Below are 20,534 nucleotides of genomic sequence, written 5' to 3'. Positions count from 1 at the left end.
CTCTCAGCTTCGGTTCAGGAGTCGGACACGACACGGGGACGGTCGGTACGGACCTCACCCCCGGGGTCCTGATGGTCGGCGGGATCCCGGAGGAAGGTCAGTACGGCCCGTGCCACGTCGTCGTTCTGGCGGAAGGCGGGGCCGCCGGTGCGGGGCCGGGTGAAGGCGCCGCTGGACCGGGCGGTGGTGTACGGGCCGAGGGCGAAGCGGCGCGGATGCGGGCGGCCGTCGCTCTCGACCAGCCGCCCGTCGTCGGGGTCGACCCGGACGAGCCCGGCGGAGGTGGCGGCGGCGCCCTCCTCGTACAGCGCGCGCAGCAGCGGGCTGCGGGTGCGCTCCGGCGACGGGTCGGGGAGCCGGGCCTCCACCAGGGCGCGCGCTTCGACGTCATGCCCCGGTACGGACGGGCTCCCCGCCCGGAAGAGTCCGTTCCGCTCGTCGGCCTCGACCGTCGTGTCGGCGCCGAGGAAGCGGACGATCCCGGCCCGGGACAGGGCGAGGAGCTGGCGCAGCCGGGGTCCCGGCGGCCCCGAGGCGAGGTAGCTGAAGAAGCCGTGCCACTGCCCGCCCATGTCCCCGAGGTCGCCGAGCCGGGTCAACTGCCCGTAGACGGAGAGCAGTCCGAGGAAGACGGCGAGGTCGGCGCTGTGGGCCGGGTCGTGCCGACGGGTGAGGTCGGCGGTGATGTAGGCGCGCAGCCCGTCCTGGAGCGCCTCGGGCGACGCGAAGCTCACGCCGGTCAGCGGACGGTCGAGAAGGCCGAGGTCGAGCCGGTCGGCGGGGTCGGGCACGGCGGCGGCGGTGAGCGCGTCCAGCTCCGGGCTGCCGGGCCCGGCGGCGGCGTACTTCTCCTCGAAGTCCGTCCAGGCCATGCGGGTGCGCTCGGGATGGGCGGTGAAGAGGCGGTGGTAGTGGGCGAAGCCCAGCTCCTTGTCGACCAGGGGCCGGACGTCGCGCCGGAAGTCCAGCGGCCGGGGCCCGCGGAGCAGTTCGTCGATCTGCTCGGGACCGAGGAAGCGCGGCAGCGGCGGTCGGTCGCCGGTCAGGCCGTATCCGATCTTGGAGTGGTACGGGACACCGCGCCGCGACCCCACGTACAGCACCGGCTCCCGCCCCGAGGGGTGGTAGACCAGCTCCTCGCCGACGCCCTCCCCCGGGGTGCCGGGTGCCACCGAGTAGCGCCCTCCCCGGCCCTCGGTGAGCAGCACCATGAGGTCCACGAAGGCGAGGCCGAAGCCGCGCACGATCACGGGCTCACCGGCGGGCAGGGCCGACAGGTCGCTGTCGGCGGTGAAGTCGGGCGGCACGTGGGTCAGCCCGTGCCGCCGGGCGAACCCCGCCAGCTCCACGTGCTCGGGCTCCGGTTCCGCGTCGAGATGGCCGAGGGTCAGGACCACCAGGTCGGCGAGCAGCGGTTCCGTACGGTCCTCCAGCCAGACGCGCTGCCTCCCGCCGCGCGGCCCGCTCACCCGCAGGGCGCGGGCCGGGTGCCGGTGCAGGGTGACGCCGGGCGGCAGGGCCGCCACCGTCCGCTCGTACACCCAGCTCAGATAGGCGCTCTGCACCCGTCTGCTGGGAAAGGCCTGGCCGCTCAGGGCGACTATCTCGGCGCGCAGTCCCGGGTCGGCGCGCGCGGTCTCCTCGGAGAGGCCCGCCCTGCCCTCCCGGACGTCCCGGGCCCACTGGTGGAGCGCGGGCCCCTCGGTGACGGGACCGCCCAGCTGCACCGTGTCGTCGGTGAACATCGTGACGTCCTCGGCCATCGAGTTCATCCAGAGGAGCGGCGACTGCGCGCGGCGCCATATCCGGCCACCACCCGGTGGAAACGGGTCGATCAGGTGGATGTCGAGGGGCCGGCCGTCGTACAGCGCGGGCGCGTTGGCGGCGAACCGTTCCAGGAATCCCGTGCCGCGCGGGCCCGCGCCGACCACGACGACGGACCGGGAGAGGCGCGCAAGGGCGGGGGTACGGGTGGGCTCCGAGGACACAGGCATGCGAAGGCTCCGTGGATACAGAGATCGAACACGGGATGTGCCTTCACGGAAAACGCGGGCGGACCGAGCCCCTCAGCACGATCCGCTTGTGGCTCAGAGGCTAAGCGGTGTGTACCGTCCGCTGTCAAGCTTGTCCATACTCCGGGCGTCCCGGGTCACTCGGTTGACGGGGAAACGGATGCCTGTTCCACTTGGCACATGTATGCGCAGCAGTGGCTGGTCACCCGCTCCCACATCGACTTCGGTCGAGTGTGGTCCTCGTCCTGTTGAGCTGACGCCCTGCACGGCCTCCGTACCACCGGCGCTCATCCGCCGTCTCCCGCGTGCCTTCACATGCGGCGCTCCACGCGTCACCCCCCTCGCTCTCCCTTTTCCCCCTCCGCCTCAGGCACTCTCCGCGTCCCTTCTCCGCTCACGCCCCTCACGTCCCGGTCAGCAACTGCAATCGCAGCAGCCGCAGCAGTCACAGCAACCGCCGTCACAGTCGCAGCAGTTCCCGTCGCAGTCGCACGTGTGGCAGCAGCCCTCGCGCTTCTTGCCCGACCACGGGCCCTCGTAGCTCTCCGCGCAGCACATCCGACACGTGCAGCACAGGGCGGCGAAGGCCGCGCAGCCGGCCAGGAACCCGCGCGGTCCCGGCCGGGGCGGCTCGTGGTGGGGCCCCTGGGGCGAGTCCGGCATGCCCGGCGCCCCCGGCGCCCGCGGCGGTGTTCCGGGCAGGTGCCCCGCCGGCGCGCCGCCGTGCCCCGGGTGCGCGCACGCCGTCGTACCGAAGGACCGGTCCACCGACACCCGCAGTTCGTGGGCGAGCAGCACGTGCGCGAGCCGGCCGTCGGTGAACTCCGCCTCCCGCAGCGCGAGACGGATGCCCCGCACGGCGTCGTCGGCGAGCCGCCGGGCCTCCGCGCGGGGCGTGCCGGTCGCGGTCAGCGGGTTCCAGGCTCCCGACGCGGCGTCACTTTCCTGGTCCTCCACGGCGTCCAGCAGATGCGCGAGCCGTCCGAAGAGCCGTCCCGCCTCGGTCAGCGGCGCGCGGTTCCCGGGCCGCCCCGCCAGCACGGCGGTGTGCGCGAAGGCGGCCCCCGTCGCCGTCTCGGTGGGCTCGGTGACGGCCGGCAGCGCGGTACCGGGACCGGCGAGGGCCTCGATCGCCGGCTGCCGGTCGACGGCGTCGACCAGGACGGACGTGTCGAATCCCAGCTCCGCGCCGGTACGGGCGCCCGCCCGGTCCCAGCCGGCGGCGACCCGGCGCGCGGCGGCGGCGAGCGGCCGGCGCTTCAACAGCCCGTCCCCGTCGGCCACGTGGTCCCGTACCTTCGCCGAGGCCAGGACGAGCGAGACGGCGGCGGCGAGGCGCGCGCCCTCCCCCCGGGCGACCGGCGCGGTACGCATGCCGCGCAGCGGACAGGGGCCCGCGGTGCGCCGCCGGCCGGGGGCGGGTCCTGACTGAGCCTCCGTCAGGACCGAGACGATCAGGCCGTCGTAGTTGGTGACGACCCGGGACAGCTGCCCGTGGCCGGAGCGAAGTGCCAGGCACATTCCGCAGAGATGGGCCGTCCACTCGGCCTTGAGGCCGTCGGTGAGGCGGTGCCCGCATGGTCTGACGATTCCGAACACGACGGTCCCCCCGGAGTCGTTCGTCTGTGCGGTGGGCATCGTATCGACTCCTCCGTTCACCCGTACGACCCCCGCGTCACCCATCTGGCCGGAACGTCATATTTTGTACTTCCTCAGGGCCCGTACGCAGGAGGAACCTTGACGAACCGCCACATCTTCTGCACCAGTACCGTCACGAATGCCCTGTGCGGCGGCTATCCCCTTGGCGCGGAATCCGCATCATGGTCGACCATAGGGAGTGCGGAACCACTAGTGACCGCGGTGAGAGGAGGCGTCCATGGGATCGGTGCGCAAGGCGAGTGCTTGGCTGGGCCTCGTCGAGGACAACGACGAGCGTTACTACGACGACGAGTACGCCGAGGGTGCGGAGAGCGACGACACCTGGAAGACCGACCCCCGGGCGCGGGTCGCCTCCGAGGCCGTCCATGAGGACCGCAGGATCGCCACGGTGTCCCCGGACGGCTTCCGGGACGCCCGGCACATCGGCGAGCTCTTCCGGGCCGGCACCCCGGTCATCATGAACCTCACCGCCATGGAGCCCTCCGACGCCAAGCGGGTCGTGGACTTCGCCGCCGGGCTGGCCTTCGGGCTGCGCGGCTCGATCGAGCGCGTGGCCACCCGGGTCTTCCTGCTGACCCCCGCCGACACCGAGATCGTCAGCGGCGACCCCGCGGGCCGCGCGCAGGACGGCTTCTTCAACCAGAGCTGAGCGGGGCGCGCACCGGTCCGTCCGGTTTCATCCGGGAATCTCCCGGATCACCGGAAGGCGTCGAGACCGGTGAGCGCCTTGCCCAGGACCAACTGGTGCATCTCGACCGTTCCCTCGTACGTGAGAACCGACTCCAGGTTCGTCGCGTGCCGCATGACCGGATAGGCGAGCGAGATTCCGTTGGCGCCGAGGATCGTGCGCGCGGTACGGCAGATCCCGATGGCCTCCCGGACGTTGTTCAGCTTCCCGAAGCTGACCTGTTCCGGGCGGAGCCGGCCGGCGTCCATCCGCCGCCCCAGATGGTGGGCGAGCAGGATGCCCTTGTGGAGTTCGAGGGCCATGTCGGCGAGCTTGGCCTGGGTGAGCTGGAACCCGCCGATCGGCCGGCCGAACTGCTCCCGCGTCCGCGCGTACTCCAGCGCCGACTCGAAACCGGCCCGCGCCGCCCCCATCGCGCCCCAGACGATTCCGTACCGCGCGTGGTTGAGACAGCTGAGCGGTCCGCGCAGCCCCGAGACCTCCGGAAGGACGGCGTCGGCCGGCAGCCTCACCCCGTCGAGGACAAGTTCGCTGGTGACCGAGGCACGCAGCGACCACTTATGGGTGATTTCCGGGGCGGAGAAACCGGGGGTGCCGGCCGGTACGAGGAAACCCCGCACCCCGTCCGGCTGGTCGGTGGTCTGCGCCCAGACGACGGCGACGTCGGCCACCGAGCCGTTGGTGATCCACATCTTGCGGCCGTCGAGGACCCAGTCGGAGCCGTCGCGGCGGGCGTGGGTGCGCATCCCGGCCGGGTCGGAGCCGTGGTCGGGTTCGGTCAGGCCGAAGCAGCCGATCAGCTCGCCGGCCGCCATGCCGGGGAGCCACCGGAGCTTCTGCTCCTCGGAGCCGTAGCGGTGGATCGCGTACATCGCGAGGGAGCCCTGGACCGAGACGAGGGAGCGGATACCGGAGTCGGCGGCCTCCAGCTCCAGGCAGGCGAGCCCGTACTGGACGGCGGTGGCGCCCGCGCAGCCGTATCCGGTCAGGGACATGCCGAGCGCGCCCAGCCCGCCGAGTTCCCTGGCCAGTTCGCGCAGGACGGGCAGTTCGCCCTTCTCGTACCACTCGGCGATGTGCGGCAGGACCCGGTCGGCCGCCCAGGCCCGGACGGTGTCCCGGATCGCCAGGTCCTCCGGGTCGAGGAGGTCGTCGAGGCCGAGCGGATCACCGGGGTCGAAGGACGGGACGGGCATGGGGGCTGCCTCCGGCGGCTCGCGCGGGTCAAACTAGCAGTGTTAGTCACGGCTCGGCGCAGACGTTACGGCGCCGGTGCGGTGACCGCAACGCCCGGGGGACGGGCGGCCGGGGGCGGGCCGGTGTCAGCCGGACGGGCCGCGGGGCACCAGGGCGGGCCGCCGGTGTGAGGAGGCCGGCTGCTTCTCCTTCTCCTTCTCCGGTGGCGCGGCCTTGCGGAGGTCCGGTACGTGACGCTCCTGCGCCCGCTGTCCCGGTATCGCGCCCGCCGGCTCGCGTACCGCCGCCTCCGGAGTCGCCGGCGCGGCCGGGGCCGTTGAGGACCCCACCGGCTCCGGCGCACCCGCCGCGACGGCCTCAGGGCTGCCGGGCGCCGGGCATTCCATGATCCGGGGCAGCCGCAGCGCGGCCAGCGCGCCGAGCAGCAGCAGGGCCGCGCTGACCAGCAGGGTGACGTGCAGTCCGTGGACGTACGCGTGGCGGGCGGCGCTCCGCAGGGAGTCCCCGGCGGGTCCGCCCAGCCGGTTCGCGACCTGGTAGGCCTCCCCGAGGGACTGGGAGGCGGCCGTGGAGTCGGACTTCCGGACGCCCTTCACGGACGACAGGGCGGGCGCGTAGGACGCGTTCATCACACTGCCGAGGAGGGCGATCCCCATGCCCGCGCCGAGCTGGTACGACGTCTCGCCGATGGCGGCGGCCCCGCCCGCCTGTTCGGCGGGGGCCTCGCTGAGCATCGACTCGTACGCGCCGAAGAGCGTGGACTGCACCCCGAAGCCGAGCAGGACGAACGCGGCGGTCAGCAGCCCCGGCCGGTCGTGCTGGCCCATCATCACGAGCAGCAGCACGGCGGCGGCGGTGAGGGCGAAGCCCCAGGACACCATCCGGCGTGGCCCCACCCGGCGCAGGGTGAGCGATCCCGTGGCGCCGGCGGCCATCGCGGCGAAGGTCAGCGGCAGCAGCCGCAGCCCGGTCTCCAGCGGGCTGAGCCCCAGCACCAGCTGGAGGTACTGGACGGCGATCAGCTCCAGGCCGACCAGCGCCAGCATCGCGAGGACGATGCAGCCGATGGAGACGGAGAACGTGGGCCTGGCGAACATCCGCATGTCGATCAGCGGGTTGGCCCGGCGGCGCTGCCTCCGTACGAAGAGGACCAGCAGAGCGGCGCCGACGCAGAGCGGGACGAGGGTGGTGGGGCCGAGCGGGCTCTCTCCGGCGCCGAGGCGCTTCACGCCGAAGACCAGGCCGAGGACTCCCGCCGCCGCCATGAGCGCGCCGAGCACGTCCCAGGGGCCGTCGGAACCGCCCTTGGACTCGGGGAGCACCACGCGGCCGAGCGGCAGGATGACCGCGAGCAGCGGAAGGTTGATCAGGAAGACCGAGCCCCACCAGAAGTGCTCGACGAGGAAGCCGCCGAGGACGGGCCCCACGGCGGCGCCGACCGCGGCGACCGCCGTCCACACGCCGATGGCCACCGCCCGCTCCCGCCGGTCGGGGAAGACCGCGCGGAGGATGGACAAGGTCGCCGGCATGATCATCGCGCCGCCGACGCCGAGCAGGGCGCGTGCCCCGATCAGCACCGTGGGCGAGCCCGCGAAGGCGGCGACGGCGGAGGCGGCCGCGAAGAGCCCGTACCCGAGCAGCAGCACCCGCCGGCGCCCGATGCGGTCGCCGAGGGTGCCGAAGAGGATCAGCAGGGCGGCGCAGACCAGCGGATAGGCGTCCACGATCCAGAGCAGCTGGACGCCGCTGGGGTTCAGGTCCTCGGTGACGGAGGGGACGGCCACGTGCAGCACGGTCGCGTCCAGCGCGACCAGCAGCAGGCTGACACAGAGGACGACCAGGACGACCCAGCGGTTGGCACCGCCGACGGCGGCGCGCGACCGTGCTGCGGCCGTGGTGGTCCCGGTCATCTGAGTACCTCCCGATGCGTCCCCCGCACTCGGAGGGCCGACCGGGACCCTGGACCCACCGGGCAACCCGCAGCGACCCCGCATCGACGCGCGGGTGATCCGCCACAGTACGCGAGGGAACGCGCATGTCACGTGGTGCAGGTCTCACGGTTCGGATCATCCGGTGTGGCGTGCGCCACACCGGCCGCCTCCGTCGCGGCCGGGGCTCCCGCAAGCGGCGGGGAAATTCCACACGGCGTCCCGGTGAACTCATTCTGTTCCGCACAAAGACAGTTCCGGTAACGCCATGCCGGTGAATAGGGTTCGGGGTCCCTTGGATTTCGGGAACCAGGCCGGATAAACCGTGACCTGAGACATACTCCACATCACATCGTCATCACAAAGAGACCTGATCGCCCTGTTCGGTCACTCACTCGCTGTAACGTCGATTACGTGCGCACCAACATCTTTGCCCGCCTGGATCGGGAGCCGGAGCCGCCGAAGATAGAGATCCCGCGGATGAGTCGCACCCGCAAGGCTCTCCTCGGCGGAACGTTGGCGTTCTATCTCGCCATCGTGATCGCCGTGCTCGCCGATTCCTGGCTGGTGACCCTCGACTGGAAAGTCATGCTGTTCCGGCCGTACCAGCAGTGGCCGGGACTCCACGCCTTCCTCGACTACTTCGTGGTGCTCGGGCAGCGCGGCCCCACGGCCGTGATGATCGCGGCCTGGCTCGGGTGGCGCTCCTGGCGCCAGCACACGGTGCGGCCCCTGCTGGCCCTGGGCACCGCCCTGCTGCTGCTCAACATCACCGTCGGGGCGGTCAAGATCGGCCTCGGGCGGCTCGGCCCCCACTACGCGACCCAGATCGGCTCCGCGGAGCTCTTCGCGGGCGGCGATATATTTCCTTCGGGACACACCGCCAACGCCGTCGTGACCTGGGGAATCCTGGCCTATCTGGCCAGTACGCCCCGGGCCAGGCGGTATCTGTCGATCACGTCGTCCATGGTGGCCCTGGGGGTCGGCGCGACCACCGTCTACCTGGGTACGCACTGGCTGAGCGACGTGCTCCTGGGCTGGGCGGCGGGGCTGCTGATCCTGCTCGCCCTGCCGTGGTGCGAGCCGATGATCGGCCGGATGGAGCGCGCGATCCTCGCCGTACGGGACTCCGTCCTGGACCGGCTGCGCGCCCGCAGGCGGCTCGCGGCGCCGGCCCCGGTCGCCGCGGGCGGCCCCCGGCCGGTCCCGGTGCGGTCAGGACACCCGGAGGACGACGACGCGCCCCGCGAGCCGATCGGCGCCGGTCATCCCGGGCGGACGGCGGCGGGGCGGCCCCCGTCGCAGCTCACGCAGCCGCGCCCGCACGCGATCCGCTCGGAACGTACGCCCATCACCCCGGCCGGCAGCCGCCGTCCGCCGCGCTCCAGGCCGGTGACGGGCGGCTGAGCGGCCGCCCAGGACGCCCCAGGAGGGGCTTTCAGGACACGAAAGGCCCCCGCCATGCCGGGGGCCTTTCCCGCGCACGTGCCGCGTTTCAGCCGCGCCAGCAGCGCACCACCCGGTTGTGCTCGACCTCGAAATTGAGGCGCCCCACCACGTACTCCATGGTGATGATCGCGCCCGGCGGCAGGGCCCGGACCGTCGTCCAGCCCCGCTGCCGGGCCCGGTTCCCGGCGTCGTCGGCGTCGAGGCCCACGTACGAACCGAGGTCGTCGGAGGGCGGGTCCTGGGGGGTCGGTGTGGGTGCCATGCCACTCACGGTAGGCGCCCCGGGGCGAGGAAGGAAGCGGGGCAATCGCCCGGCACGGGCCGTTCCCGCCGGTCCGCCGTCACACTTGTGTCACAGGATCACGCCCACTGGCGCAACGCCCCGACTTCACTCGTTCGGCCCTCCGATTCGGCACTCCGGAGTAATTCCACGCCCCCTAAGATCACATAAATTCACCCTTACCGAATTCACGCCGACGCCGTCCCCGCGAGAGCGCCGGAGAATTGTCGGACCATGCGGAATTCACGATTCCCTCGCACGATCCGCCGACGGCGGACACGGCCGACCCGTTCGTTTTCGGTCACTTCGGACTCAAGTAAGTGCCGCGTCAGTGCCGGGCAGGGCCCGCGACAGCCGGTCCCGCAGGGTCCTGATGTGGTCGACCAGCTCCGGCGGCTCCACCACCTCGAAGTCCAGGCCCACGGACAGCACGTGGAAGGCCATGACCTCCATGCTCCGCGCGCCGGTGCGCAGCAGGCAGCTGTGCGCGTCGACGGCCTCCAGGACGCCCGTGGACGGCGAGACGGACCGCGCCGCCTCCTCGGCGGAGACGGGGAGCCTGATCACCGCCTCGGTCGCGTAGACCCGGGTCGAGACGCCGCGCGAGACATAGGCGGCGAGATCCCCGGCGGGCGCCTCACGCGGAGGGAAGCGGGGGCCGTGCGGTGGCGTGGGAGTGATCCGGTCCACCCGGAACGTGCGCCAGTCCGCCCGGTCGGTGTCCCAGGCCACCAGGTACCAGCGGTGCTCGGTGCACACCAGCCGGTGCGGTTCCACCGTGCGGCGGGTCTCGGCGCCGTCGTGGTCCTGATAGGCGAAGCGCAGCCGCTCGCCGTCCCGGCAGGCGTTGGCCAGCTCGGTGAGCACGGCCGGGTCGACCGGCGTGCCCCAGGCGCCGCGCAGCAGGGGAACGGTGAAGGCGTTGAGGGCGCTCACGCGGCGGCGCAGCCGGTCCGGCAGCACCTGTTCCAGCTTGGCCAGGGCGCGTACGAACGTCTCGCCGATGCCCTCGATGCCCTGCCCGGCGGCGGTCCGCAGGCCGACGGCGACCGCGACGGCCTCCTCGTCGTCCAGGAGCAGCGGCGGCAGCTCGGCGCCCGCGCCCAGCTGGTAGCCGCCGCCCGTGCCCGGGCTGGCGTTCACCGGGTAGCCCAGTTCCCGCAGCCGGTCGACGTCGCGCCGTACCGTGCGCGGCGTGATGCCGAGCCGGTCCGCGAGGTCGGCGCCGGACCAGGCGCGGCGGGCCTGGAGCAGGGAGAGCAGGCGCAGGAGCCGTGCCGAGGTGTCCACCATGGGGCCAGTCTCCCAGGAGTCGCGGACCGTTCCTGTCCGCAAGTCTCCCTACGGTGGGAGACATGAACGAGAACAGCACGAACCAGGGCATCCACCCCTTCCGTGTCGACATCGCCGAGGAGCGGCTCGACGACCTGCGGGCCCGGCTGACCGGGACCCGCTGGCCCGACGAACTGCCCGGCGCGGGCTGGGCGTACGGGGCGGCTCTCCCGTACGTCCGGGATCTGGCGGAGTACTGGCGCACCGGCTACGACTGGCGGGCGCAGGAGGCGAGGCTGAACGGGTTCCCGCAGTTCACCACGGAGATCGACGGGCAGAACGTCCACTTCCTGCACGTCCGCTCCCCCGAGCCGGACGCCCTGCCGCTGGTCCTGACGCACGGCTGGCCCGGCTCGGTCGTGGAGTTCCTCGACGTGATCGGACCGCTGAGCGACCCCCGCGCGCACGGCGGTGACCCGGCCGACGCGTTCCACGTGGTGGTCCCCTCCCTGCCCGGCTTCGGCTTCTCCGGGCCGACCGGCGACAAGGGCTGGTCGTACGTACGGACCGCCGCGGCGTGGGCCGAGCTGATGCGGCGCCTCGGGTACGAGCGGTACGGCGCCCAGGGCGGCGACATCGGGGCGATCGTCTCGCCGGAGCTGGGCCGGGCGGCGCCGGACGCGGTGGTGGGCGTCCATGTGAACGCCGCGTCCGTGGGCTTCATCCCGTCCGGCGACCTCTCCGACGACGAGGTGGCGCGGCTCACCGACCGGGAGCGGCGGAGCCTCGCCGCGATCCAGGCCTTCACGACGGACGGCTGGGGGTACAACGCGCTCCAGTCGACCCGGCCGCAGACCCTCGCGTACGGGCTGCACGACTCACCGGCGGGTCAGCTCGCCTGGATCATGGAGAAGTTCAAGGAGTGGACGCACTCCTCGGCCGCGCTGCCCGAGGACGCGATCGACCGGGACACCCTGCTGACCAACGCGACGCTGTACTGGCTGACCGGTACGGCCGGTTCCTCGGCGCGGATGTACTGGGAGAACGCGCACGGCGGCCTGTGGGGCCCGCGGAAGAACTCCGGGGTGCCCACGGGGGTCGCGAACTTCGGCGAGGACATCGCGATCCGCGCGTACGCGGAACCGGGCCACACGCTCACCCACTGGTCGGAGTTCGAGCGCGGCGGCCACTTCGCTGCGCTGGAGGTCCCGGACCTGCTGGTGGCGGACGTCCGGGCCTTCTTCTCGACTGTGCGCGGCTAGGGCGTGTCCGCAAAGTGGGGTCGTCCGCCCGGAGGGCGGGGCTCGCGGGGTCTGGTGCGTGCGATCGCAAGGCGGAGGACCCACCCCGTACTGGATGTACGGGGTGGGTCCGACAACGCCGCGAGCGCGCGTGCCAGGCGTCGCGAGCCAGGCCCCACTTTGCGGACACGCCCTGGGGCCTGTCCGGCGGATCTTCGTGGCCCTAGGGTCTGTCCGGGGCGGGCTCCAGTCGTACGCAGAGTCCGTTGTCGGCCGCGTAACAGGGCGCTGCCGACCAGGCCTCCGGGCCGGGGCGGACGAAACGCGGGTAGACGAGGATGTTCCGCTTGTCCCAGATGTCGTCCAGGATGCGGGAGATCCGGATGCCGTCCGCCGCCGGCGCGGGCCGCAGCCACAGGTCCCACCGCTGCCGCCGCCCGACCGGCACGTCGGTCAGGACGGCGAACGGCAGGGTGAAGGCGAAGGACGACCCCCGGCCGGTGACCGGGACCCGGTGGACCCGGCCGCCGCCTCGCAGCCGCGCCTCGGCCACCGCGCCGGGCCGCGCCTCGGCGCCGTACAGCACTCCCCCGACCGTCATCGCGCCCCGCTCGCAGCGGATCGCGCCGGCCTCCGCGTGCGGGGTGCGGACCCAGCTGCGGACGGCGAGGCGGCCGTCGCCCGTCGGGTACGGGATCCGGGCGGCGACCCGGTCCGAGCCGGGGATCCGGTCCACGAGGGCCCGTACGTCCCTGACCCCGGGGCGTACGGCGTGTTCGCCGTCGGCTCCCGTCCTGACGTCCCAGCACCCCTCGGCCAGATGCACCGTGCTGGGCAGCACGGCCCGCAGCGCCGGCCCGGCGCCCGCCCCCGGCCCGTCCCCGCCGCCTCCGGTGAGCGGCAGCCGTACCTCCCGGTCGGTGCCGTCCTCGGGGGCGCCGTCGCGCCGGCGCAGGACGAGCACCGGGGCGGGCCCGGCGGCTCCCGCGAGGTCGAAGGTGATGCCTCCCGCGGAGTCGGCGATGCAGTCGGCGACCCGTTCCGCCGCCCCCCGCCGTCCGTTCCGCCCGCTCCTGGGGTCCTCGCTCATGGGGTCCTGCCCTTCCGGATCACGTCGACGGCGAGGTTGCGCGCGGAGTGCGCGCCGGCCAGCACGGCGCCCCGGCCCCGGTGCAGTGGGTCGTGCAGCCTGCCGCGCGAGCCCTTGGCCAGCTCGGCGAAGAGCGCCTCGTGGCGGGTGGCGATCAGCGCGGGGTCGAACCGGGCGGAGGCGGCGAGCGCGGCCCGGCCGGTGCGTCCGCGCAGCACGTCGTCCTGGATGAGGGCGAGCAGCGCGCCGGAGATCGCGTCCAGGTCCCCGTTGCGCACCAGCCGCCCGTCGACACCGTCCTCGATGATCTCGGCGGGGCCGTGCGGGCAGTCGGTCGCGACGACCGGGACGCCGCAGCGCATGGCCTCGACGATGGTCATGCCGAAGGATTCGCGGCTGGAGGTGACGGCGGCGACGGAGCCCTTGACCCACTCGGCCTCCAGCGGGTTGGCGGAGCCCATCAGCAGGACGTGGTCGTGCAGGCCGTGCTCCTCGACCAGCCCGCGCAGCGTGTCCTTCTCGTTGCCGGACGCGTCGCCGCCGCCGTAGATCCGCAGGCGCCAGTCGGGGCGGACCTCCACCACCCGGGCGAAGGCCCGTACCAGCAGGTCGTACCGCTTGACCTTGGTGAGCCGGCCGGCCGCGACCACCCATTTGCCGGTGCCGTCGGCGGGGGCGACGGTGGGCGCGGGCACGCTGTTGGGGATGGCCGTGATCCGTACGCCGGGCAGCCGCAGCCCGGTCCGGTAGGCGCGGGAGTCGGCCTCGGTGACGGTGGTGACGGCGTCGAGCAGCCGGTAGCGGTGGCGGATCTCGCGGCGCAGGCGGCCCGCGTGGGTGTCGAGGCTCAGGTGCTCCTGGCCGACCCGGACCGGACCCCGGCGCGCCTGGCGGGCGAGGTGGACGTTGAGCCCGGGGCGGGTGCCGATGACGACGTCCGCCTCCAGGGAGCGCAGGTGGACGCCGATCCGGTGGTCGGTGAGCGCGCTGTACTGGCGGTACCTGCTGTCGCCGGCCGGGAAGATCCTGGCGCGCCCGTGCTCCGCGGCCTCGCCGTCGTACCGGGGGCTGCCGGGCCTCAGGTCGACCAGGTGCCGCAGCTCGACCCCGGCGGGGGCGCCCAGCGCCGGCTCGTCCCGGTGCCGGAAGACGGAGACGATCTCGACCTCGTGGCGCTCGGCCAGCGTGGCGGCGAGCGTGAACGTCGTCCGGATCGTCCCGCCGACGGCGTAGGCGTTGTGGAGCAGGAAGGAAAGGCGCATACGTGGGTGGGTCCCCCTGGTCGTACCGGTCGTACCGGCTCGGTCCGTTAGACGCTCGAATGGAGCGTTCGGTGCCGAAAAGACCCGGCGTTTTCCAGCCACCTCTTCCGATCACCGACTTCCCGATTTGTCGACCGCGACGGCACGGCCGCCACCTGCGCCGAATCGATCCGTCGACGTGGCGACCGTCCCACCGGGGACACCGGGCCAACGTGCCCGTCCTCGCCACGCGTTGGCCGCGGTGACTGATTCCCGACGATCGGTCACCCGCTGTGCCGGACGGTTCGATTTCCGTTCCCCGATCCGCGTGACCCGGGCCACGGCTCACCCGTTGTCTCCTGTACGAGCCGGGAACAGCCCGGCCCACGCACCGAGTTCGAGGAGCCACCCGTGCCGCGCATGCTCGATGTCAGCGAGGACGTACGCGCCGAGATCGGCGACGAAGAAGCCGACCGGCTGCTGGCCGGCGACAACTCCCCGGGCAGTTACGACTGCACGTCCTGCCGCACCCCCGGCGACTCCGAACAGGAGCGGACCAGCACGGTGCTGTTCGTCGGCGAGGAGACCGCCGTCCTCGCCTTCGCCCACGCCACCTGCATCCCCTCCCAGGTCGTCCAGGTCGCCGAGGACCAGCTCCAGGGCGCCGTCCGGTCCATCACCGGCAACGAGTCGGCGCAGCAGCCGGGCGCGGCCGGCGCCGACCAGGGCGACCAGGCCGTTCTGGGTGTCACCAGCGGCCTGGTGCTGATCGAGGGCGATCTGCACCCGGCGCTGGTGGTCGAACCGACCGCCCCGATCGCCCGGCCCGGCGCGGCCGGCAGCACCGACGAGTTCCTGCCGCTCCTCGCCGAGCAGGGCTTCCGGCACGTCTCCGACCTGGAGACCCTGCCCACCCTCCTGCCCGGCTGGTCCGTCCTGCTCGCCATGGGCCAGCTGCACGCCGTGCTCCAGCCGGGCACCGGCGGCAGCGGTTCCGTCGCCTGGTGGCAGGCGCACCAGCCCCTCCAGGTCACCGAGGGCTGGCGGGCGGCGGCCAACCGGTCCAGCACCGTCCTCGTCTTCGCCGCGCCGGTCGGCTCCATCGGCCAGCAGCCCCGCGAGGACCTGCTGCGCGAGGCCCTGGAGAAGGCGGCGGCCAACGGCCGGCTGGTCGCGGCCGCCATGCCGCTGGCGGGCACGTGACGACGGCCGCGCGCCCGGCCGTACGGCTCACAGAACCCCCGCGAGCGGCGAATTCGCCGGGCACCCCGCATCCGGACGACACCGGGGTCGTTGGCACATACGTGCACGCATACGACCCCCCACGCCCGCAGTACCAGAGCCAGATCCCTTCGATGCGCCCCGCGCAGGACGTCGCGGACGGATATTCCACGACGCCCATCTACGACGCGCTGTACTCCGAGTTCCGCCGGTCCTTCCGGGCCCTGCCCGGGGACCGGAGCAACGAGGAGAACCTGGGCTTCACCGCCTTCGGCACCGGACTGCACGCGTCGTCGCACGGCGGGTACGGCGGCCACGGCCACGCGGGGCACGGCCACACGCCGTACGTGGGCTCCTGGCAGCGCGACCCGCGCCAGCCGGGCGCGCGGCACACCCCGGCGGCCCTGCCCCCGGGCCCACGCCGGGGACACTGAAAGAACCGGGGACGCTGAAAAGCCGGGGACGCTGAAAGAAAAGGCCGGAAGCTGTGGGGTCCGGCGCGGAACTGTCCGCGCCGGACCCCACAGCTTCCGGCTTTCCCGTGCCGTCGCCCGGCCGGGCTACTTCTTGCGGCCGCGCTTCTCGCGTACCCGTACGGAGATGTGGATCGGCGTGCCCGCGAAACCGAACTCCTCGCGCAGGCGGCGCTCCACGAAGCGGCGGTAGCCCGCCTCGATGAAGCCGGACGCGAAGAGCACGAAGCGCGGCGGCTTGGCCCCGGCCTGCGTCCCGAACAGGATCCGGGGCTGCTTGCCGCCGCGGACCGGGTGCGGGTGCCCGGCGACCAGCTCACCGAGGAACGCGTTCAGCCGTCCCGTCGGGACCCGGGTCTCCCAGCCGGCCAGCGCCGTCTCGATGGCGGGGACCAGCTTCTCCATGTGCCGGCCGGTGAGGGCCGAGACGTTCACCCGGGGCGCCCACGCGACCTGCGCCAGCTCGGTCTCGATCTCCCGTTCGAGGTAGTAGCGGCGGTCCTCGTCCAGGGTGTCCCACTTGTTGTACGCGATGACGATCGCGCGGCCCGCCTCGACCGCCATCGTGACGATGCGCTGGTCCTGGACGCTGATGGACTCGGTCGTGTCGATCAGGATGACCGCGACCTCGGCCTTCTCGACGGCGGCGGCGGTGCGCAGGGAGGCGTAGTAGTCGGCGCCCGCCTGGAGGTGGACCCGGCGGCGGATGCCGGCGGTGTCGATGAACTTCCAGACCGTGCCGCCCAGCTCGATCAGTTCGTCCACCGGGTCACGGGTGGTGCCCGCGACCTCGTTGACGACCACCCGGTCCTCCTTGGCGACCCGGTTCAGCAAGGACGACTTGCCGACATTCGGGCGGCCGATGAGGGCGATACGGCGGGGGCCGCCGACGGCGAGCCCGAAGGTCTGGGCCGGTGCGTCCGGCAGCGCTTCGAGGACCGCGTCGAGCATGTCGCCCGTACCGCGGCCGTGCAGGGAGGAGACGGGGTGGGGTTCGCCGAGCCCGAGGGACCACAGGGCCGTCGCGTCGGCCTCGCCGCTCAGCCCGTCGACCTTGTTGGCGCAGAGCACGACGGGCTTGCCCGCCTTGCGCAGCAGCCGTACGACGGCCTCGTCGGTGTCGGTGGCGCCGACCGTGGAGTCCACCACGAAGACCACCGCGTCGGCGGCCTCGATGGCGTACTCGGCCTGCGCCGCGACGGAGGCGTCGATGCCGAGGACGTCCTGCTCCCAGCCGCCGGTGTCGACGATCTTGAACCGGCGGCCCGCCCACTCGGCCTCGTAGGTCACCCGGTCGCGGGTGACGCCCGGCTTGTCCTCGACGACCGCCTCGCGGCGGCCGATGATGCGGTTCACGAGGGTCGACTTGCCGACATTCGGGCGTCCGACGACCGCGAGGATCGGCAGAGGGCCGTGACCGGCCTCGTCGATCGCCCCCTCCACCTCCTCGGGGTCGAAGCCCTCGTGTGCGGCGATCTCCATGAACTCCGCGTACTCGGCGTCGCCAAGCTCTCCGTTCGCTTCCCCGGAGTCGATCTGGTCGTTCATGAAGTCCGTACCTCGTTCATCCATCGTGATCGGTGCGCCGCAGCATGCGGCGCACTACTGAAATACTCGCGCGCTCTCGCGCTCTTACAGCCGTCCGGCTTACAGCGGTCCGGCCTACAGCGGTCCGGACGCCTGGCGTCCGGTCAGCCGCCTGGCGTCCGCCAGGTGGGCGGTCAGCCGCTCCTGGATCCGTACGGTGGCCTCGTCCAGCGCCTTGCGGGTCCGCCTGCCGCTGCCGTCACCCGCCGCGAAGGCGTCGCCGAAGACGACGTCCACCCGGCTGCGGAGCGGGGGCAGTGCCCGTATCAACCGTCCCCGGCTCTCCGTGCTTCCCAGGACCGCCACCGGCACGATCGGTGCTCCCGACCGTACGGCGAAATAGGCGAGCCCGGCGCGCAGGGACGCGAAATCGCCGTCGCCCCTGGTGCCCTCGGGAAATATCCCCAGCACCCCGCCGTGGGCGAGCACGTCCAGCGCGTCGGTGATCGCGGCCCGGTCGGCGACCGTACGGTCCACCTTGAGCTGCCCGATGCCCCGCAGGAACGGGTCCAGCGGGCCGACGAACGCTTCCTTCTTGATCAGGAAGTGCACCGGCCGGGGCGCGGTGCCCATCAGCATCGGGCCGTCGACGTTGTGCGAGTGGTTGACGGCGAGGATCGCCGGTCCCCGCGCGGGGACCCGCCAGGCGCCCAGGACCCGGGGCTTCCACAGGCCGTACATCAGGACCGTGCCGATGCCCCTGCCCACGGCGGCGCCCGCTTCCGACGGGGCCCTGCCCGACCGGTTCGCGGGACGTGCGCCCTGTGCGGGCGGGGCGCTCACCTGACGGCCCGCTTCTCCTCGACCAGGGTCACGACGCACTCGACGACCTGCTGGAGGGTCAGCTCCGTGGTGTCCACCTCGACCGCGTCGGCCGCCTTCGCGAGCGGGGACGTCTTCCGGCTGGAGTCAGCCGTGTCCCGCCTGATCAGCGCCTCCCTGGTGACGGAGACGTCGACCGCCTCCTTGCCCTTCAGCTCACCGCTGCGGCGGGCCGCGCGGGCCTCCGGGGAGGCGGTGAGGAAGATCTTGACGTCGGCGTCCGGCAGCACGGTCGTACCGATGTCACGGCCCTCGACCACGATGCCCTTCGCGGCCGCGGCGGCGATGGCGCGCTGGAGGGCGGTGACGACGGACCGTACCTCCGGGACCGCGCTGACCGCGCTCACCTTGGCGGTGACCTCCTGCGTACGGATCGGGCCCGAGGCGTCCTCGCCGTCGACGGTGATCGTCGGGGCGGCCGGGTCCGTACCGGACACGATCACGGGCTTGCCCGCGGCGTCCGCGACGGCGACGGCGTCGGAGACGTCGATGCCGTTGTTGATCATCCACCAGGTCATGGCCCGGTACTGGGCCCCGGTGTCCAGGTAGCTGAGCCCGAGGTGGGAGGCGACGGACTTGGAGGTGCTCGACTTGCCCGTGCCGGAGGGCCCGTCGATGGCGACGATCACAGCGGCCGGGGCGGTCCGGGCGACGGATGCTGCGGTTTCCACGGAGGCGGACACCTTCCTGGTTCACGGGTGGGAGCGGCGTGCGGGCACGCGGGACGTCGATACGCCCTCGTACAAGGTTACCGAGTACTCGGCACCACAAATGCACTCGTTCGGCGGTGGCCCCCGCCGGACGGCGTCCGCCGGACGGCCCAGGGCGGTACTCCACCCGGCCCGGGGCCGTCCTACTGGCGGATCGACCAGCCGCGTTCCCGCAGGGCCTCGGTGAGCAGCGGGGCCGCCGAGGGCTCCACCATCAGCTGCACCCGGCCCGCCTGCTGGCCGGTCGCGTGCTCGATCCTGACGTCCTCCACGTTGACCCCGGCCCGCCCGGCGTCCGCGAAGATACGGGCCAGCTCGCCCGGCTTGTCGCTGATCAGCACCGCCACGACCTCGTACGCGGCGGGGGCGGTGCCGTGCTTGCCCGGCACCCTGACCCGGCCCGCGTTGCCCCGGCGCAGGACGTCCTCCACCCCGGCGGCGCCCTCGCGGCGCTTGGCCTCGTCGGCGGACTGGAGGGACCGCAGCGCCCCGACGGTCTCGCCGAGGTCGGCGGCGATCCCGGCGAGCACGTCCGCGACGGGTCCCGGGTTGGCGCGGAGGATGTCGACCCACATCGCGGGGTCGGAGGCGGCGATCCGGGTCACGTCGCGGATGCCCTGGCCGCAGAGGCGTACGGCCGTCTCGTCGGCGTCCGCGAGCCGGGCGGCCACCATGGACGAGATCAGCTGGGGGGTGTGCGAGACCAGCGCGACCGCCCGGTCGTGGGCGTCGGCGTCCATGACCACCGGGACGGCGCGGCAGAGCGCGACCAGCTCCAGGGCGAGGTTGAGCACCTCGGTGTCGGTGTCCCGGGTCGGGGTCAGCACCCAGGGGCGGCCCTCGAACAGGTCGGCGGTGGCGGCCAGCGGGCCCGAGCGCTCCTTGCCCGCCATGGGGTGCGTGCCGAGGTACGCGCTGAGGTCGAGCCCGAGCGCCTCCAGTTCACGCCGGGGGCCGCCCTTGACGCTGGCCACGTCGAGGTAGCCGCGGGCGATCCCGCCGCGCATCGCCTCGGCGAGGGTGGCGGCCACGTGCGCGGGCGGTACGGCGACGAGGGCGAGGTCGACGGGGCCTTCGGGCGCCCGGTCGGTGCCGGCGCCGAGCGCGGCAGCCGTACGGGACCTGGTGGCGTCGTGGTCGGTGAGGTGGACGGTGACCCCGCGGGAGGCGAGGACGAGGGCCGCGGAGGTGCCGATCAGGCCGGTTCCGATGACGACGGCGGTTCTCACTGGGCGATGTCCTTGCGAAGGGCTGCCGCGGCGCCGAGGTAGACGTGCGCGATCCGGGGGCGGGGGAGGTCGGACTCGATGGGGGCCAGTATCTCGATGGGGGCCAGTATGCGGACGACACGCGGCATGGCACCGGCGATGTCCGGCTCCTGGGCGCGGAGGAGAGGCACGTCGACGATACCGAGTCCCCGGGCGGCGGCGGCCGGGAAGTCGCTGTGCGGGTCGGGGGTGGCGGTGAACCAGATGCTGATCAGGTCGTCGCGGCCGATCGCGTTGCGCTCCAGCATCGCCGTGAGCAGCTGCGTGACCTGCTCGCCCATGGGGCCGGACGCGTCCCGCTCCAGCTGGACGGCGCCCCGCACCGCTCGTACCGCCACGGCGTCCTCCTCGGTCGTCGAGTGCGGTTTCCAGGTTAGACCGGGCGGCGGAGGGCGG

General features: G+C 73.0%; 18 protein-coding genes. 5 read left to right on the top strand and 13 right to left on the bottom strand.

Features of this window, described 5'->3' with window-relative positions; translation table 11 throughout:
* Positions 1-14: 14 nt before the first annotated feature.
* The gene (locus OG349_RS28400) at positions 15-1,994 is read right to left on the bottom strand and encodes an FAD/NAD(P)-binding protein (protein WP_327237282.1); all 1,980 of its coding nucleotides are present in this window, start codon (positions 1,992-1,994) and stop codon (positions 15-17) included.
* Positions 1,995-2,426: 432 nt separating this feature from the next.
* Complete coding sequence (locus tag OG349_RS28395) at positions 2,427-3,650, bottom strand: DUF5685 family protein (RefSeq protein WP_327237281.1); 1,224 nt, start codon at positions 3,648-3,650, stop codon at positions 2,427-2,429.
* Positions 3,651-3,888: 238 nt separating this feature from the next.
* Between OG349_RS28395 and OG349_RS28390 the strand changes: the two genes are divergently transcribed.
* Positions 3,889-4,320: a cell division protein SepF gene (locus OG349_RS28390; RefSeq protein ID WP_327237280.1), complete on the top strand. Its 432-nt coding sequence runs from the start codon at positions 3,889-3,891 to the stop codon at positions 4,318-4,320.
* Between the two features lie 47 nt (positions 4,321-4,367).
* Here OG349_RS28390 and OG349_RS28385 read toward each other — a convergent pair whose 3' ends face one another.
* Entirely contained in the window at positions 4,368-5,555 is a 1,188-nt protein-coding gene (locus OG349_RS28385) for an acyl-CoA dehydrogenase family protein (RefSeq protein WP_327237279.1), read from the bottom strand.
* A gap of 126 nt (positions 5,556-5,681) precedes the next feature.
* Positions 5,682-7,466 (bottom strand): MFS transporter, encoded by a 1,785-nt coding sequence (locus OG349_RS28380; protein WP_327237278.1) that lies wholly within the window; start codon positions 7,464-7,466, stop codon positions 5,682-5,684.
* A 432-nt stretch (positions 7,467-7,898) separates the two neighbouring features.
* Between OG349_RS28380 and OG349_RS28375 the strand changes: the two genes are divergently transcribed.
* Positions 7,899-8,891, top strand: a complete 993-nt coding sequence (locus OG349_RS28375) for a phosphatase PAP2 family protein (RefSeq protein ID WP_327237277.1) — start codon at positions 7,899-7,901, stop codon at positions 8,889-8,891.
* 88 nt (positions 8,892-8,979) lie between these two features.
* Here OG349_RS28375 and OG349_RS28370 read toward each other — a convergent pair whose 3' ends face one another.
* Positions 8,980-9,195 (bottom strand): I78 family peptidase inhibitor, encoded by a 216-nt coding sequence (locus tag OG349_RS28370; RefSeq protein WP_327237276.1) that lies wholly within the window; start codon positions 9,193-9,195, stop codon positions 8,980-8,982.
* A gap of 330 nt (positions 9,196-9,525) precedes the next feature.
* On the bottom strand, positions 9,526-10,506 hold the full coding sequence (locus OG349_RS28365) for a helix-turn-helix transcriptional regulator (protein ID WP_327237275.1): 981 nt from the start codon (positions 10,504-10,506) through the stop codon (positions 9,526-9,528).
* A 62-nt stretch (positions 10,507-10,568) separates the two neighbouring features.
* On the opposite strand from OG349_RS28365, the gene OG349_RS28360 reads away from it, so the two are divergent.
* Positions 10,569-11,747 carry an epoxide hydrolase family protein gene (locus OG349_RS28360; RefSeq protein WP_327237274.1) on the top strand — a complete coding sequence of 393 codons (1,179 nt, stop codon included), beginning with the start codon at positions 10,569-10,571 and terminating at the stop codon, positions 11,745-11,747.
* Between the two features lie 202 nt (positions 11,748-11,949).
* Here the strand turns inward: OG349_RS28360 and OG349_RS28355 are convergent, their stop codons facing one another.
* Positions 11,950-12,816 carry a hypothetical protein gene (locus tag OG349_RS28355; protein ID WP_327237273.1) on the bottom strand — a complete coding sequence of 289 codons (867 nt, stop codon included), beginning with the start codon at positions 12,814-12,816 and terminating at the stop codon, positions 11,950-11,952.
* Positions 12,813-14,078 carry a glycosyltransferase family 4 protein gene (locus OG349_RS28350; protein ID WP_327237272.1) on the bottom strand — a complete coding sequence of 422 codons (1,266 nt, stop codon included), beginning with the start codon at positions 14,076-14,078 and terminating at the stop codon, positions 12,813-12,815. Before OG349_RS28350 ends, OG349_RS28355 begins: the two co-directional genes overlap by 4 nt.
* Positions 14,079-14,468: 390 nt before the next feature.
* On the opposite strand from OG349_RS28350, the gene OG349_RS28345 reads away from it, so the two are divergent.
* The gene (locus OG349_RS28345) at positions 14,469-15,260 is read left to right on the top strand and encodes a hypothetical protein (RefSeq protein ID WP_327237271.1); all 792 of its coding nucleotides are present in this window, start codon (positions 14,469-14,471) and stop codon (positions 15,258-15,260) included.
* A 152-nt stretch (positions 15,261-15,412) separates the two neighbouring features.
* Positions 15,413-15,712 carry a hypothetical protein gene (locus tag OG349_RS28340; RefSeq protein WP_327237270.1) on the top strand — a complete coding sequence of 100 codons (300 nt, stop codon included), beginning with the start codon at positions 15,413-15,415 and terminating at the stop codon, positions 15,710-15,712.
* 126 nt (positions 15,713-15,838) lie between these two features.
* Here OG349_RS28340 and der read toward each other — a convergent pair whose 3' ends face one another.
* From der to aroH, 5 genes are all read right to left on the bottom strand, one after another.
* On the bottom strand, positions 15,839-17,299 hold the full coding sequence (gene der, locus OG349_RS28335; RefSeq protein WP_327237269.1) for a ribosome biogenesis GTPase Der: 1,461 nt from the start codon (positions 17,297-17,299) through the stop codon (positions 15,839-15,841).
* A 114-nt stretch (positions 17,300-17,413) separates the two neighbouring features.
* A complete protein-coding gene (locus OG349_RS28330) occupies positions 17,414-18,160 on the bottom strand; it encodes a lysophospholipid acyltransferase family protein (RefSeq protein ID WP_442806327.1) in 747 nt (248 codons plus the stop codon).
* The gene (gene cmk / locus OG349_RS28325) at positions 18,118-18,843 is read right to left on the bottom strand and encodes a (d)CMP kinase (protein ID WP_327237268.1); all 726 of its coding nucleotides are present in this window, start codon (positions 18,841-18,843) and stop codon (positions 18,118-18,120) included. The genes OG349_RS28330 and cmk overlap by 43 nt, the downstream gene beginning before the upstream one ends.
* A gap of 170 nt (positions 18,844-19,013) precedes the next feature.
* A complete protein-coding gene (locus OG349_RS28320; protein ID WP_327237267.1) occupies positions 19,014-20,099 on the bottom strand; it encodes a prephenate dehydrogenase in 1,086 nt (361 codons plus the stop codon).
* Entirely contained in the window at positions 20,096-20,476 is a 381-nt protein-coding gene (aroH, locus tag OG349_RS28315) for a chorismate mutase (protein WP_327237266.1), read from the bottom strand. The genes OG349_RS28320 and aroH overlap by 4 nt, the downstream gene beginning before the upstream one ends.
* Positions 20,477-20,534 lie beyond the last annotated feature (58 nt).

Source organism: Streptomyces sp. NBC_01317, assembly GCF_035961655.1.
Lineage (GTDB): Bacteria > Actinomycetota > Actinomycetes > Streptomycetales > Streptomycetaceae > Streptomyces.
Note: the sequence above shows the minus strand (reverse complement) of the source record. Positions and strands in the feature narration are given on the sequence as shown.